Here is a 14,403-nt window from a genome sequence, read left to right as displayed (position 1 = left end):
GATTTTACTGTGCTTATACCATTTCCCATTATTAACTACGATAATACTACAGTTGTAGTTACTACCCAAAGCTGTCATTCCCGCTTCGGTCAGGAATCTACCGTCTTGCTAGTCAAGAAAAAAAGTAGATTATTATTCATAAATTTTATTATTTTTTACCATAGAATTTAAACAAATAATTATTTTACGCATAACGGTTACTAAAGCGACCTTTGCTTTTTTACCAGCATTAGTCATACGTTCATATAATGCCTTCATTTTGTCATTATGACGCATCGCTACTAAAGCAGCCATATACAAGCTTTTTCGAACAAAAAACCTGCCCCCTCTAATATGAGCCCCATTAGTTTTTTGACCGCTTTGGCTTGTTTTTGGGGCGAGTCCAACTAAGCTTGCAATTTCCTTATTGCTCAGCACACCAAGCTCTGGCAGTTCTATTAGCAAAACACTAGCTGTTTTTTCACCTATACCTTTATAGCTTATGAGTAAATCATTTTTTGCCTTTAAACTCTTATCTTCCTTTATAGCAGCCTTTATATCTTTTCTAATTTCCTCAAGCTGTTTTTTGCCACACTTTATCATTTTTTCGAGATATTTCTTAGCCTTCTCGGATGCAACTTTTGTTCTGCATTGATTAGCATGTATATCTTCTTCTATATTACGTTCTATGCTCCTTAGAGATTGTAATTCTTCTTGTATAACAGAAATTATTTGGTCTCCTTTCTCATCATTAGCAATAAAAGCTGCATATTTCTCAAGTAATAACGCATCCAATTTATCAGTTTTAGCAAAATGGTTACAGACCTTAGCAAAAGCGTGAACTCTATTAGGATGAGCTCTATGCACAGCAAGCCCGGCTTGTTGCAACATCCTCATAACCAAACGTTCATAACCGCCAGTAGATTCCAAAACAGTAAGCACAATATTTCGAGAAGCTATTTCTGATTTTATAAAATCAGAAATAGCTTTATCTGTATTTTTAATCTTACAATGAATATTGTTCATAGATATATCAAGCGTATTTTTTGAAACATCTATTCCCATAAATATCTTGCTTTTTTCAGTCATTTGCTTTACCTATAATTAGTGGTTGTTTTGCAAAGTTTTGATACATGATTGTAAATTCGATCTCTAAAGGATCATCCTACCGTTCGTATTATACTTTGCGATTCAAGGAAGGAGTGCACCAAGATTCCCTCGGTCTTTAAAGACCAATCTAAATTAAACGGCGTCACTCCTTCCGACCATATTAACTCCATATTGAGCTAATATTCAAGATACAATCTAAAAAAATAGCCTAAAAGACTATTAAACATTATTAGATCCCAGCTTTCGCTGGGATGACATCGTTTTGACATTAGTACTACAACTGTAGTGCTAAATAGCGTAGTTAATAATGGGAAATGGTATTACATGGTAAAAAAGATATCACCCTTACGCCTTTTATGCCCCCCTGCCTACGCAATGGGGCATAAAAGGAGAGGTAGGGATTGACATAGTGGCTACTTAATACCCTAATTCGGGATAAGAATTATAATTCTTATCCCGAATTAGCTGTGATATAAAGAAAAATGTACTCTTGAAGCGGTTCTGCGAGTACATTTTAACTTTTTTACCGTTCAATAGATGATTTTAATAATTAAAATCATCTATTGAACGCAAATGATATTTTAACAATCAGGTGGGCAGCCGCTTCAAACCTGATTGTTTCTATATATACAGCCGAATTTGGGATAACTTGTTATCCCGAATTCGCGTAAATTGGTTTTTTACACAACAAAACCAAATAATTTTTTGATTTCAGTAAGAGTTTTAGCAGCAGTAATTCTAGCTTTATCTGCTCCTTCATGTAGTGTAGTTACTAGATAATCTTGGTTTTTCATTAGCTCTATATATTGAGTATTAATGGGAGTTAAAGTTGTGATGATAATTTCAGCTAGATCATCCTTAAATTTGGCAAAACCACTATTTCGGTATTGATCAACTATTTTTTCAATATTAGTACTAGATAAATTGCAGTAAATGTCAATTAAATTGCTGATTTCCGGCCTATTTTGACGATCATAACTGATTTCAGCTAAATGATCTGTTTTAGCTTTTTTAATTTTTTGGTAAATTTGATCCCGGCTATCATTTAAATTAATACGAGATAAATCAGATGGATCAGATTTACTCATTTTTCTACGACCATCTTTTAAACTCATTATTCTTGCTCCTGATCCTTGAATTAATGGCTCAGGTAATTTTAGAACTTCTTGATTAAATTTTCTATTGACAATAGCCGCAATATCTCTGGTAAGTTCTAAATGCTGTTTTTGATCATCGCCAACAGGTACTATATCAGCATTATATAATAATATATCAGCCGCCATTAATACTGGATAAGACAATAACCCTAAACCAGCACTTTCTTGGTCTTTTCCAGCTTTGTCTTTAAATTGAGTCATACGTTTAAGCCAACCAAGTGGGGTAACACAATTTAATATCCAAGCAAGTTCCGTATGTTCTTTCACCATACTTTGTGCAAATATGGTAGTTTTCTCTGGCACAAGCCCTGTTGCTATATATATAGCAACAGTTTGCAATATGGAGGAGTTTAGCTCAAGAGGTAAGCGATCTATAGTAATAGAATGCAAATCAGCTAAAAAGAATAAGCAATTATACTCATCTTGAATCTTAAGCCAATTAGATATTGAACCAAGATAGTTTCCTAAATGCAAAGCCCCGGTCACTTGCACTCCAGATAGAGCTGTTTTTTTCATTTAATTTCCCCGAATAATTATACTATGGATAGAAGTAACCTTATGTGCTATTATATATCTGTTCATTATTAACAAGTGAGTTAACCAACTATGTTTTGGCGTTTAAGAGTATTAACATTTTATGCATTACTTGCTATATTTACCATTACATTCTTCCTTATATGTTACATACCCGTAACATTTTTTAATGTCAACTATTATATACGTTACAGGATTGGAGTTATTTTTTCCTATGTATTTATTTGGTTGGCTAGAATCTTTTGTGGTTTAAAATACCAAGTTTCTGGTCTAGACAAATTACCTCTAGTTCCTTCTTTAGTATTGTCTAATCACCAATCATGTTGGGAACAAGTATTTATACAATTAATTATACCTGAACATTCTTGGGTATTAAAAAAAGAGTTATTTAATATCCCCTTATTCGGTTGGGGTCTGCAAATGGTTAAGCCAATTGCCGTAGACCGTAATGTTAATATCTCGGTTAGTCAAATTTTAAGAGAAGGACAGGAAAAGATAAAAGATGGTTTATGGTTGGTTATTTTTCCTGAATCTACTAGATTTAGACCAGAACAAAATGCCAAATTTAAACCTAGTGCAGTAAAATTAGCATCACTAGCAAAAGTACCGATCGTAATGATGGCTCACAACGCAGGGGTATACTGGCCAAAGGGTTTTTGGATTAAGAAACCAGGGGTAATCCAAGTAAAGATTATTAATGTTATTCCTGTAGAGGAAATAGAGCAATATGATGTTCGAGAATTGACAAGCAAGATAGAACAGGTAATCAATACCGAAAAGCAAATATTATTTGAACAAGCTGGTATACTCAAATGATTTAAAGAATTGGATTTGAAAATGAGGGACGAGCGAAAGTACGCTAGTCCTTGATACTCCGATAATCAAGTTTTTATTGAATTATATAATTCATGGCAGTTTAAAAGTCATGAAAAGAAGTCGAGAAGATGTCATTCCCGCGTGGATCACTAGTATGTCATTCCCGCGTAGGCGGGAATCTATAATATCTAATAGCCTTTGCAGGTTATTTTTTGGATTCCCGCCTACGCGGGAATGACATACTAGTGATCCAACGCGGGCAATGCCTCCCCGCAAAGACATTGCTAGCGTAGAATGACATCACCCCTCTAAACAGCTTTTATTACAGCAATTCTGATTAAGCTGCATGTTCAAGGCCACCTGCTAACTCAACAGCACCTGTTAAAGTTACATGATTAGGGTGAAGTCCATCTAAAACAAATTGACTCGCCTCACTCCATTCATTTGGAGGGGATTGTTCTGGAACATAACGTGCATTAAATTTTTCAAACCAAGTTGTGGTTTTGTCACCACATTTTCCATCAGCTTCAATACCATAACCATGGTCTTTTAACTGTGTTTGAACATGAGAGACTTTTTGACCTTCATCATCTTTTCGTATTAATATCTGTTCTGCTTGTTCTTTCGTAGTAGGTATAAATTTACCAAAACCAGCATCTGCAAGTTGCTTCCAAGGGAAAAATTTTCCGGGTGCTACATGCCTTTCAGCAACTTCACCAAGCCCTACAAGATTCTCCTTAAGATTCAAGTTTGGATATCTAACTGTAATATCTTCAAGTAATTTTATTACTTTATTTATTTGAGATTCTGTAAAAGCACTTTTTGCATCATTAATAAACATGATGCCTATACCAAAGTCATTAACCTTTTCTTGCCCTTTCCAACTACTCTTACCGGCATAAAAGGCTTTTGATTCTAAGTCATTATGGTATTGGTATTGCTGTTCTTTTTTGTTGTTTGGTTCTTTATCTATTATGTAATGTACGCTTGTTCCATTATATTGCAAAGTGTCTATTGCAGAATTTAATGTATTACCAACAGAATAGGTTAGTACCACGCAACTTGGTTCTACTCCCGATTCTCTAGGTGCAAAAAATTTACTATCATTAGTAGTGCTAACACCCTTATTTTTACTCATTACGACCTCCATTAAATAATTTTAACTTAATTAACCTCAAATATTGATGTAATAAATTAATAGTAGGCTCAAGTAATCATCGCCATTAGAGGTGATGTCACCCCTACTCACCATTATGTCATCCCAGCGAAGGCTGGGATATAGAATATCTAAAGCACCCTTCCTGTCTATTTTTTTAGATTCCGCACTGAAGCAGGAATGACATCATTTCATCGTATATGTCATCCCAGCGAAAGCTGGGATCTAAGACTATATAACATACCTTCTATGCTATTTTTTAGCCCCCTGCGTAGGCAGGGGTGACATCCGAAGGAACAGGGATGACATCCTAGGCTATTAAACCAATGTCTTACATCAAGCTCAGGTTAGCTAGGTTTTTATATCTAGAAACTACGATATAAAAACTTAGAACCTTCATTTTGACATTGTCTTTTTATTAAGTCAACACAATTAGTTAAAATACATTAATTAAAATACTTACGCTCCTTAGTTACAACTTCATCTTCATTAGAGGAGGATGGTTTGTTATTTTGCCATTTTTTTGCAGATTCGCGTTTATTACCATTATTATCGCTGTTATCTTTATAAGACTCAGACTTTTGATTATTTGTAACGTCCTGAGTAACTTCAGCATCGATATTTTTTATGGTTAATTTTGCTTTGCCCTTATTGTCAAAACCAATAAGTTTAACTTTTACTATATCTCCATGTTTTAAAACACTAGATACAGATTCAATACGTTCTTTTGAAATCTCACTAATATGTATGAATCCATCACGATTACCTAAATAATTGATAAACGCTCCAGAGTCTAATATTTTAACAACAGTTCCATTGAATATGCCACCAATTTCAGGATCAAAAGCAATTGACTTAATTTTCTCGATAGCCATATCTAGCTTCTCTTTGCCTATAGCCGAAACAGTTACATTGCCATCGTCGCTTATGTCAATTTTAGCCGATGTCATATCACAAATTTCGCGTATTACTTTGCCACCCGGTCCTATGATGTCTCTAATTTTATCTTTATCAATTTTAAAACTTTGAATACAAGGTGCATACTGGCTAATATGGTTATTGGTTTTATTAATAGTCTTATCCATTTCTTGTAAAATATGAACAAGACCAAGCTTTGCTTGAACTAAAGCATGTTTCATTATTTCAAACGTTACTCCAGATATTTTTATATCCATTTGTAGTGCGGTTATGCCTTCCGTACCACCAGCTACTTTAAAATCCATATCTCCAAGATTATCTTCATCCCCCATAATATCGGATAACACTACAAACTTATCACCTTCTTTTATCAAACCCATAGCAATACCTGCTATAGGAGTTGTGATGGGTACTCCAGCATCCATCAGAGCCATTGAACTACCACAAATAGTAGCCATAGATGACGAGCCATTACAGGAGGTAATTTCTGACACTACTCTAATAGAATAAGGGAATTGTTCTTTAGTTGGCAGTATGCGGTTAATGGCTCTCCATGCTAGTTTACTATGCCCTATTTCTCTACGACCAGGAGCTCTTACTGGGGTTGCTTCGCCTACTGAATAAGGAGGAAAAATATAGTTAAGCATAAAACGCTCTTTATATTCCCCGTCTAAACTATCAACAATTTGTTCATCTTGACCAGTACCTAGTGTTGTAACTACTAAACTTTGTGTTTCTCCTCTAGTAAACAAGCTTGAGCCATGTGTTTTTGGCAATAAAGCCACTTCACAAGCTATGTTTCTTATATTTTCCGGTTTTCTACCATCGATACGAATATTGTTCTTTAATACGTTTTGCCGTAATATTTCTGATTCTACTTCTTTAAGAGCGAACTCAATCTGAGCATTAGTAAGATTATTATTAGCAATATCTTCGGCAAAATGTCGCTTAATTATATCAGAAACATGTTTTACCGCTAAGACTCTTTCTTGTTTTAATTTGATAGAAAAAGCATGCTGAATATCTTCTGATGCGATGCTTCTAATTTGTTCCTTTAAGCTAGTAGGGAATAAATCGGTAAGCTGTAATTTAGGTTTTCCAGCACTTTTTACTAAGTCATTAATCAATTCAATTACAGGCTGTAATGCCTTGTGACCAAACTCAATAGCTTCCAACATTTTTTCTTCGGACAATAGATCAGCTTCAGACTCAACCATCATAACTGACGTCTTAGTTCCTGCCACTACTAAGTCTAGCTTACTAGTTTTTAACTGGCTAAATGAAGGGTTTAATATAAATTGATCATTTATCAAGCCAACTCTGCTAGCTGCTACTATATCTTGATAGGGTGCACTAGACAAAGCCAATGCAGCCGATGCTCCAATAATTGCTAATATATCTGTATTACATTCAGGATCGTATGAAAGAACAGTACAGATTACTTGCGTTTCATTAAGAAAGGCTGGGTGGAATAATGGTCTAATCGGTCTGTCGATCAAGCGTGAGACTAATACTTCTTTTTCTGACCCTTTACCTTCTCTTTTAAAAAATCCTCCAGGTATTTTACCAGCAGCAAATGCCATTTCTTTGTAGTGTACAGTAAGAGGAAAGAATCCTATCCCTTCTTTTGCTTCTTTACTACTCACGGCAGTACATAATAAGACACTTCCTCCCATTTTTACCATAACTGCTCCATCAGCTTGACGAGCAATTTTACCAGTAGTTAATTCTAGTAGTTTCCCACCTAATTCTATCGTTTTAGTTATTTCTTCAAACATTCTTATTCCTTATTTTATGAACAAAAAACCCGGCTAAAATTTTGATTTTTTGACCGGGCTTTATTTTACTTTCTTATTCCTAGTTTATTAATCAACGACAAATATCTGCTTAGACTTTGCTTCTTAATATAATCCAACAATCGACGCCTACGACCAACTAACATCAATAATCCTCTTCTCGAAGAAAAATCTTTGTGATTAGTTTTAAAATGCCCTGTTAAGTTATTGATTCTTTCGGTTAGAATTGCACATTGTACTTCACTAGAACCAGTATCGTTTTCTTTAGTAGCATATTCTGTAATTAATTGCTGCTTACGCTGTGCTGTAATCGACATCATTAATCTCCATGTTTATTTTTATTAGGTTAAATACTCGAAAAGAATTAAAGCAATTTTCACTCAAGCTACCAATTGCTAAAAGAGAGCCATGATATCGAATCCAAATTAATTCAATATTTTCAGGATAATCAAAATAGCATTTCTGACCATGAATGATTTTCTTAGCTTGGTCAGTAGTAGCATCAAGCACCAGGATGTCGTCCAGTACCGCTTCAATCTTTATAGCTTTTTCTGCAAGAAACTGTTTCATTTCTTGCTTTTGTATATCAAGTTCTATTAATTTAATAGCATTGCATGCTGTAAATATTCCAACTTTAGTACGCTGTAATTCTACCACAAATCCTAAACTTTGCAAGGATAAAGCAATATCTTCTGCTAGAGTCCTTACATAAGTCCCTTTAGAGCATTCAACCTTATAAGTAGCTTGATTATTTTGGTGGTTGAAATTAAGACATTCTAAATTATATATTTCAATATTTCGAGGAGTTAATTCTACTACCAAATCTTCTCGTGCTAATTTATAAGATCTAATACCGTTAACTTTTATAGCAGAAAAGGCAGGAGGACGTTGTTTTATTGTAGCTATGAATTTTTTACATATATTATGGCAATCAATTGAAGTGGGAATATTATCAGTAACCTTTATTATTTTACCTGAAGCATCTGCTGTATCAGTTTGCCTACCAAACTGCACCGTAAAAATGTAAGTTTTCTTTGCATCTACTAGAACTCGTACTAATTTTGTTGCTTCACCAATTGCCAAAGGTAATACACCTTCAGCTTCAACATCCAAAGTCCCGCAATGACCAACTTTAGCCCCTAAAAGGTTTTTCTTAATGATAGAAACAAGCTTTGCTGAGCTTATACCTTTAGGTTTATAAATATTAAGCCAGCAATTATTAAGGTAAAACGTCATTTGTTCGGTTATTTACGAATACTGTTAGCATAAGAGTAATTTAAATCTTAGCATAATGCTATCCTATGAAAAAAACACTATTTTTCTTTTGCATATTATAGTAATAATGGTTCTTATGTAGCCTAAACTTTATGATTTGGGTACACAGGGCATTTAAACATTGCAGCTTATCCAGCCATATTATATAATAGCTATCTTAGAAGTTACTCTAATTCGGGATAAGAATTATAATTCTTATCCCGAATTAGCTGTGATATAAAGAAAAATGTACTCTTGAAGCGGTTCTGCGAGTACATTTTAACTTTTTTACCGTTCAATAGATGATTTTAATAATTAAAATCATCTATTGAACGCAAATGATATTTTAACAATCAGGTGGGCAGCCGCTTCAAACCTGATTGTTTCTATATATACAGCCGAATTTGGGATAACTTGTTATCCCGAACTCGCGTAAGTTGTTTCGGTATTTATGAACAAATGGATCTATTATTTTGGTACTAACGGCGGGGAAGGCAATGCCCAAATGAAAGACATACTTGGTAGTAAAGGAGCTGGTCTTGCTGAGATGTCTAACTTAAATTTACCTATTCCCGATGGTTTTACTATTACTACAGAACTTTGTAATTATTTTTATAAAAATAATTACAATTTGCCTGAAAATTTTAATAAGGACTTAGCGGTAGCTGTTAAAAATTTAGAAAATACTACTGGTAAGATTTTTGGGGATCATAAAAATCCACTACTACTATCCGTCCGTTCAGGCTCAAGAGCTTCTATGCCCGGCATGATGGATACTATACTTAATCTTGGGTATAATGATCAAGTTTGCGATGTGCTATCCAGTACTGGAAATGAAATTTTTGCTCTTGACAGCTACCGAAGATTCTTAGAAATGTACGGATCAACAGTATTATCCGTTTCAAACGGATTATTTAAGAATGCATTTGAAATGCATAAGAGCAAATGTAATATTTATCAAGAGAACGAAATTACTGGGGATTTCCTAAGAATAATAGTTGAAGAGTTTAAAAAGATAATCTTTAATCATTGTGGTGAATCGTTTTTTGACCCATATACACAACTAGAAGAATCAATAAAAGCCGTATTAAAATCTTGGACAAGTGATAGAGCAATAACTTATAGAAAGCTACATAATATACCCAATAATTGGGGTACAGCAATTAATGTACAGTCAATGGTTTTTGGTAATCAAAACAATAATTCTGCAACAGGTGTAGTATTTTCACGTTGCCCTGCAACTGGTGAAAATAAACTTTTTGGCGAATATCTAGTAAACGCCCAAGGTGAAGATGTAGTGTCAGGGACAAGAACTCCAAGCCCTATTATGTCAAACGATCATAATCTTGATTGCTCAATGCAAACAGTTATGCCACAAATATTTGATCAATTACAGGAAATTTGTAAGAAGTTAGAACTACATTACTTGGATATACAAGATATAGAATTTACCGTGGAAAATGGTAAATTCTATATCTTGCAAACACGTACTGCTAAAAGAACAGCTTTAGCCAGTATTAAAATTGCCACGGATATGGTACAAGAAGGACTGATTACTAAACAACAAGCAATAATGCGTGTAGATCCGGAATCGCTAACTCAACTTCTGCACACGGCTATTGATTATAGCAATATTCTAAGCCCCATTGCTAAGGGACTACCAGCATCTCCTGGGGCTGCTACTGGTATAGTAGTTTTTTCTCCATATGATGCCGAGAAAATGTCGCATCACCATAAAGTAATTTTGGTACGCCATGATACTAGTCCTGAAGATATAAATGGCATGTATGTTTCAGCCGGTATTCTTACAGCTAGAGGTGGAATGACATCACATGCGGCTGTAGTCGCTAGAGGACTAGGAAAACCATGTGTTTGCGGGGCAAGTGATGTGGTAATAGATGAAAAAAAACAGCTCTTTAAAATAGGAGAAACTATCATTAATTATGGTGACTTAATAACTATAGATGGTGGAACAGGAAAAATTTTTTTAGGGGAAGTACCACTTATTCAGCCTAGTTTTACTAAGGAATTTCAAACAATTCTAGATTGGGCAGATGAATTTGCTACTTTAAAAGTTAGAGCCAATGCTGAAACTATTTTAGATGCTGGTGTTTCCATGAAATTTGGGGCATGTGGAATTGGACTATGTAGAACAGAACATATGTTTTTTGACCCTGATAAAATTCCATTAGTACGAGAAATGATAATTGCTCCTGATATAGAACGGAGAAAACTTGCGATAAATAAATTATTGCCCTTACAAATTCGAGATTTTAAGGCATTATTTCAAATTATGCATGGTAAAGCCGTAAATATAAGACTACTTGACCCTCCTTTACATGAATTTTTGCCAACAACAGAGATTGATAAAAGAAACTTAGCAGATGTTATGAATCTACCTTTAGCTGTTGTGGAACAACGTTTGCACGCATTATATGAAGTGAACCCCATGCTTGGACATAGAGGATGTCGCCTAGGTATTTCTTATCCTGAGATTTATCAAATGCAAATAATGGCAATTTTTACTGCTATCAGAGAATTGCAAATTGAAGAAAATATAAATATTATTCTAGAGTTAATGATTCCTTTAATCAGTGACGTTAATGAGCTAAAAGCTTTAAAGATACATATACAAGACGTGATCATTGACATGGAGAATACTAACCAATGTAAGTTTAATTTTACTCTTGGTACTATGATCGAGTTACCAAGAGCTGCTTTAAAAGCTGGAGAAATTGCCAAGCAGGTAGATTACTTTAGCTTTGGTACCAACGATTTAACACAAACAACTTACGGCATTTCTAGAGATGATGTAGCGTCATTTTTTCCAGACTATTTGGAAAAAAAAATCTTTGCATTTGATCCTTTTAGTAAATTGGATGAGGAAGGGGTTGGTGAGTTAATAGAAATTGCTATAAAACGCGGGCTAAAAAACAACCCTACATTAAAACTTGGCGTATGCGGAGAACATGCGGGCAATCCTGATTCTATAGAGTTTTTTCATAAAATTGGTTTACATTATATATCCTGTTCACCATACCGTATTCCTATCGCAAGGATTGCTGCAGCTCAAGCGGAAATAAAGGCGGAGCTAGCTCAAGTATTGATGTAAGATTAATAGACTAGGGTGTCATCCCTGCACCTTCAGATATCACCCATAGTACCCTACATTTTTTATATAACCACTATTAAAATGGCTGCTGATCGTCTATTAGCGAGGAGTCGCTGAAAGCGGCGACGCGGCAATCCAGGATACGCGAAGCGTACTAGAAAAAACAGCTTCGCTGTTTACTTGGATCGCCACGGCATCTAAAGATGCCTCGCGATGACGATTATAGAAAAATGTAGGGTATGGATATCACCCCTGCTTGCCATTATGTCATCCCAGCGAAAGCTGGGATCTAAAACTACATAATATACCTATCTATGCTATTTTTTAGACCCCTGCTTACGCAGGGGTGACATCCGAAGGTGCTGGGATGACATAATGGCGGTGACATCATCCCTAATGGCGATGATTACTTGAGCCTACTATTAATTTATTACATCAATATTTGAGGTTAGCTAGGGTATATATATGACATCCTATAAACCTAGAAATGTGGGTAAAAATATCCCGGTAAATCTATATTAATTATTATTTCTTTACCAAATATTTTCTCTGGTAAGATTATTCTTTTGGCATGTAATAACATTTCCTTGGACAAAGCTATTGCTTCTTGAGTGCCATATTTTGTGTCACCTATTATGGGACAACCCAGCATTTTCGCATGAAATCGAAGTTGATGCATCCTGCCAGTAAGAGGAGCGAACTCAACCAGCATCAAACCATTAATAGACCTCTTGCATAATTCTACTTCTGCTGGTAATTTGTGCGTCGCTCCGGTACTCGAATCCTCACGTACGCTTAAGTACGCTGCGGTTCTGCGTTCCGTGGCTCCTGCAAATTCCCTAGCAGAAGCGAATTCTGCAAGAGGTCTATTTAAGTTTTTCAGTAATTTATAGCGAGTTATGGCTAACTTGCCATGTTCTTCATCATTTTGTACAGTCTCATACGCCCCTCCCCTATTCTTCCCTATCATACCACTAATTTCTCCTTCATGTTGCGGAAGGTTACCTAAAACTACGGCAATATAGGTTTTCTGAATATTCTTTTCCTTAAAGGCTTTCACTAATTTTATACTACTCGCATAATTTTTAGCGATTAGTAATATACCTGAAGTATCTTTATCTAACCTATGTACTAGTTTAAAATCTGCCCCTTGGCTATTTAAATATTGTAATGCATCATCTATAGATAGGCTTATTTTACTACCACCTTGGGTTGCAAGACCTACCGGCTTATTAATTGCTATAAGCCACTCATCCTGATAAACTAGGTAATCCTTCATTAACTTACCGGCTAGTATAACTGCCGAACTCGAAAAAACCCTATCAGAAGCTTTTTGAGGTTCTAAATTTAAACTATCCTCTATAAAAATTTGATCACCGGCATTTATTCGCAAATTTGCCGCTACCTTACAAGAATTAACCATTATCTGTTTAAACCTTAAGGCACGCTCAACCATCCCTTGGGTAAGGCTAGGATATAATTTCTTCAAGTAACGATCCAACCTACAAGGTAGTTCTATATCTACATTTAATATTGCCACTAGCTACTCTTTAACAAAAAATACCCCCATAATATACATGATAATAGTATAATAGCAAAAATCTGATGCACTAAGGCCATTAATATAGGTACTGAATATAAAATGGTAATTATGCCAGCTAACATTTGTAATATCAGTACACCAACAATATAATAAGCAACTTTGTTTAATTTAGGATGCTTGGTTTTTATTAGACTCAACACCAACAAACCAACACTAGTACAAACAATATATGCTCCAATTCTATGGATAAACTGAACAAAAACAGCATCACTTAAACTATCTCTACTCAGTAGTTTAAAAGCTATTTCTTGAGGTATAAAACTATTCCCCATTAACGGAAAGCTATTATATACAAGCCCTGCATCAAGACCTGCAACTAGACCACCTAAAAAAATCTGTATATAAACTATAATAATAGTTAATATACAAAAGAATTTTGCTAAATTTAAACTTATTGTCCGTTCAACTAGTAAAATATCAAAACTATTTTTCATCAGCTGATAGAACAGTAAATTATAGATAATAACTGCAATAACCAAATGACAAGCTAAACGAAAATGACTGACATATGGCTGCAAAATTAGACCACTTTTCACCATATACCAGCCCATAAATCCTTGGACTGCAAATAATAACAATATCGCCAAATATACAGGCAGTAACCTTGTATCAATCCGTCCACGTATAAAAAAATACAGTAATGGTACTAGATACAACAAACCTGCTACTCTGCCAGCAAAACGGTGAATAAATTCAAGCCAAAAAATAAATTTAAACTCTGAGATAGTCATATTAGTATTTTTTTGCTTATATTCGACAGATTGTTGATATTTAGCAAATTCATCCTGCCAGTCAGCATTACCCAGCGGGGGAACGACACCTGAAACCGGTTTCCATTCAACAATTGATAAACCAGCATCAGTAAGCCTAGTGAGACCTCCTAAAAAAATCATAAATATTACCATGCAGCAGCATACCACCAACCAACGCTTTACTAATATGTGTGACATTAGACCCGCTACCTTTAA

Annotated in this window: 10 protein-coding genes; 2 read left to right on the top strand and 8 right to left on the bottom strand. The window is 34.9% G+C overall.

Annotation, left to right across the window (positions count from 1 at the left end):
• Window positions 1–132 precede the first annotated feature (132 nt).
• Together AAGD29_RS09940 and trpS are read right to left on the bottom strand one after the other, a co-directional pair.
• Entirely contained in the window at window positions 133–1,068 is a 936-nt protein-coding gene (locus AAGD29_RS09940; RefSeq protein ID WP_341757706.1) for an IS110 family transposase, read from the bottom strand.
• A gap of 701 nt (window positions 1,069–1,769) precedes the next feature.
• The gene (gene trpS / locus AAGD29_RS09935) at window positions 1,770–2,762 is read right to left on the bottom strand and encodes a tryptophan--tRNA ligase (RefSeq protein WP_341758008.1); all 993 of its coding nucleotides are present in this window, start codon (window positions 2,760–2,762) and stop codon (window positions 1,770–1,772) included.
• 90 nt (window positions 2,763–2,852) lie between these two features.
• Between trpS and AAGD29_RS09930 the strand changes: the two genes are divergently transcribed.
• Window positions 2,853–3,596, top strand: coding sequence for a lysophospholipid acyltransferase family protein (locus AAGD29_RS09930; RefSeq protein WP_341758007.1), 744 nt, complete (start codon window positions 2,853–2,855; stop codon window positions 3,594–3,596).
• Between the two features lie 337 nt (window positions 3,597–3,933).
• Here AAGD29_RS09930 and AAGD29_RS09925 read toward each other — a convergent pair whose 3' ends face one another.
• The 4 genes from AAGD29_RS09925 to truB all read right to left on the bottom strand — a co-directional run bounded on the left by AAGD29_RS09925 (window position 3,934) and on the right by truB (window position 8,702).
• A complete protein-coding gene (locus AAGD29_RS09925; protein ID WP_341758006.1) occupies window positions 3,934–4,734 on the bottom strand; it encodes an N-acetylmuramoyl-L-alanine amidase in 801 nt (266 codons plus the stop codon).
• A 464-nt stretch (window positions 4,735–5,198) separates the two neighbouring features.
• The gene (gene pnp / locus AAGD29_RS09920; protein WP_341758005.1) at window positions 5,199–7,448 is read right to left on the bottom strand and encodes a polyribonucleotide nucleotidyltransferase; all 2,250 of its coding nucleotides are present in this window, start codon (window positions 7,446–7,448) and stop codon (window positions 5,199–5,201) included.
• 65 nt (window positions 7,449–7,513) lie between these two features.
• The gene (gene rpsO, locus AAGD29_RS09915) at window positions 7,514–7,783 is read right to left on the bottom strand and encodes a 30S ribosomal protein S15 (RefSeq protein WP_341758004.1); all 270 of its coding nucleotides are present in this window, start codon (window positions 7,781–7,783) and stop codon (window positions 7,514–7,516) included.
• Window positions 7,761–8,702, bottom strand: coding sequence for a tRNA pseudouridine(55) synthase TruB (truB, locus tag AAGD29_RS09910; RefSeq protein WP_341758003.1), 942 nt, complete (start codon window positions 8,700–8,702; stop codon window positions 7,761–7,763). Before truB ends, rpsO begins: the two co-directional genes overlap by 23 nt.
• A gap of 469 nt (window positions 8,703–9,171) precedes the next feature.
• Between truB and ppdK the strand changes: the two genes are divergently transcribed.
• Window positions 9,172–11,832, top strand: coding sequence for a pyruvate, phosphate dikinase (ppdK, locus tag AAGD29_RS09905; protein ID WP_341758002.1), 2,661 nt, complete (start codon window positions 9,172–9,174; stop codon window positions 11,830–11,832).
• Window positions 11,833–12,313: 481 nt separating this feature from the next.
• Here the strand turns inward: ppdK and AAGD29_RS09900 are convergent, their stop codons facing one another.
• A complete protein-coding gene (locus tag AAGD29_RS09900) occupies window positions 12,314–13,111 on the bottom strand; it encodes a pseudouridine synthase (protein ID WP_410521213.1) in 798 nt (265 codons plus the stop codon).
• A gap of 260 nt (window positions 13,112–13,371) precedes the next feature.
• Complete coding sequence (locus tag AAGD29_RS09895) at window positions 13,372–14,385, bottom strand: COX15/CtaA family protein (RefSeq protein WP_341758000.1); 1,014 nt, start codon at window positions 14,383–14,385, stop codon at window positions 13,372–13,374.
• Window positions 14,386–14,403: the final 18 nt, after the last annotated feature.

It is taken from the genome of Candidatus Tisiphia endosymbiont of Ditula angustiorana (genome assembly GCF_964026425.1).
GTDB lineage: Bacteria > Pseudomonadota > Alphaproteobacteria > Rickettsiales > Rickettsiaceae > Tisiphia.
This window is presented reverse-complemented; position numbering and strand designations above follow the sequence as displayed.

Coding starts and splice junctions, on each gene's coding strand:
- AAGD29_RS09940 (WP_341757706.1), bottom strand. CDS start 1,068: ATGACTGAAAAAAGCAAGATATTTATGGGAATAGATGTTTCAAAAAAT.
- trpS (WP_341758008.1), bottom strand. CDS start 2,762: ATGAAAAAAACAGCTCTATCTGGAGTGCAAGTGACCGGGGCTTTGCAT.
- AAGD29_RS09930 (WP_341758007.1), top strand. CDS start 2,853: ATGTTTTGGCGTTTAAGAGTATTAACATTTTATGCATTACTTGCTATA.
- AAGD29_RS09925 (WP_341758006.1), bottom strand. CDS start 4,734: ATGAGTAAAAATAAGGGTGTTAGCACTACTAATGATAGTAAATTTTTT.
- pnp (WP_341758005.1), bottom strand. CDS start 7,448: ATGTTTGAAGAAATAACTAAAACGATAGAATTAGGTGGGAAACTACTA.
- rpsO (WP_341758004.1), bottom strand. CDS start 7,783: ATGTCGATTACAGCACAGCGTAAGCAGCAATTAATTACAGAATATGCT.
- truB (WP_341758003.1), bottom strand. CDS start 8,702: ATGACGTTTTACCTTAATAATTGCTGGCTTAATATTTATAAACCTAAA.
- ppdK (WP_341758002.1), top strand. CDS start 9,172: ATGAACAAATGGATCTATTATTTTGGTACTAACGGCGGGGAAGGCAAT.
- AAGD29_RS09900 (WP_410521213.1), bottom strand. CDS start 13,111: ATGAAGGATTACCTAGTTTATCAGGATGAGTGGCTTATAGCAATTAAT.
- AAGD29_RS09895 (WP_341758000.1), bottom strand. CDS start 14,385: ATGTCACACATATTAGTAAAGCGTTGGTTGGTGGTATGCTGCTGCATG.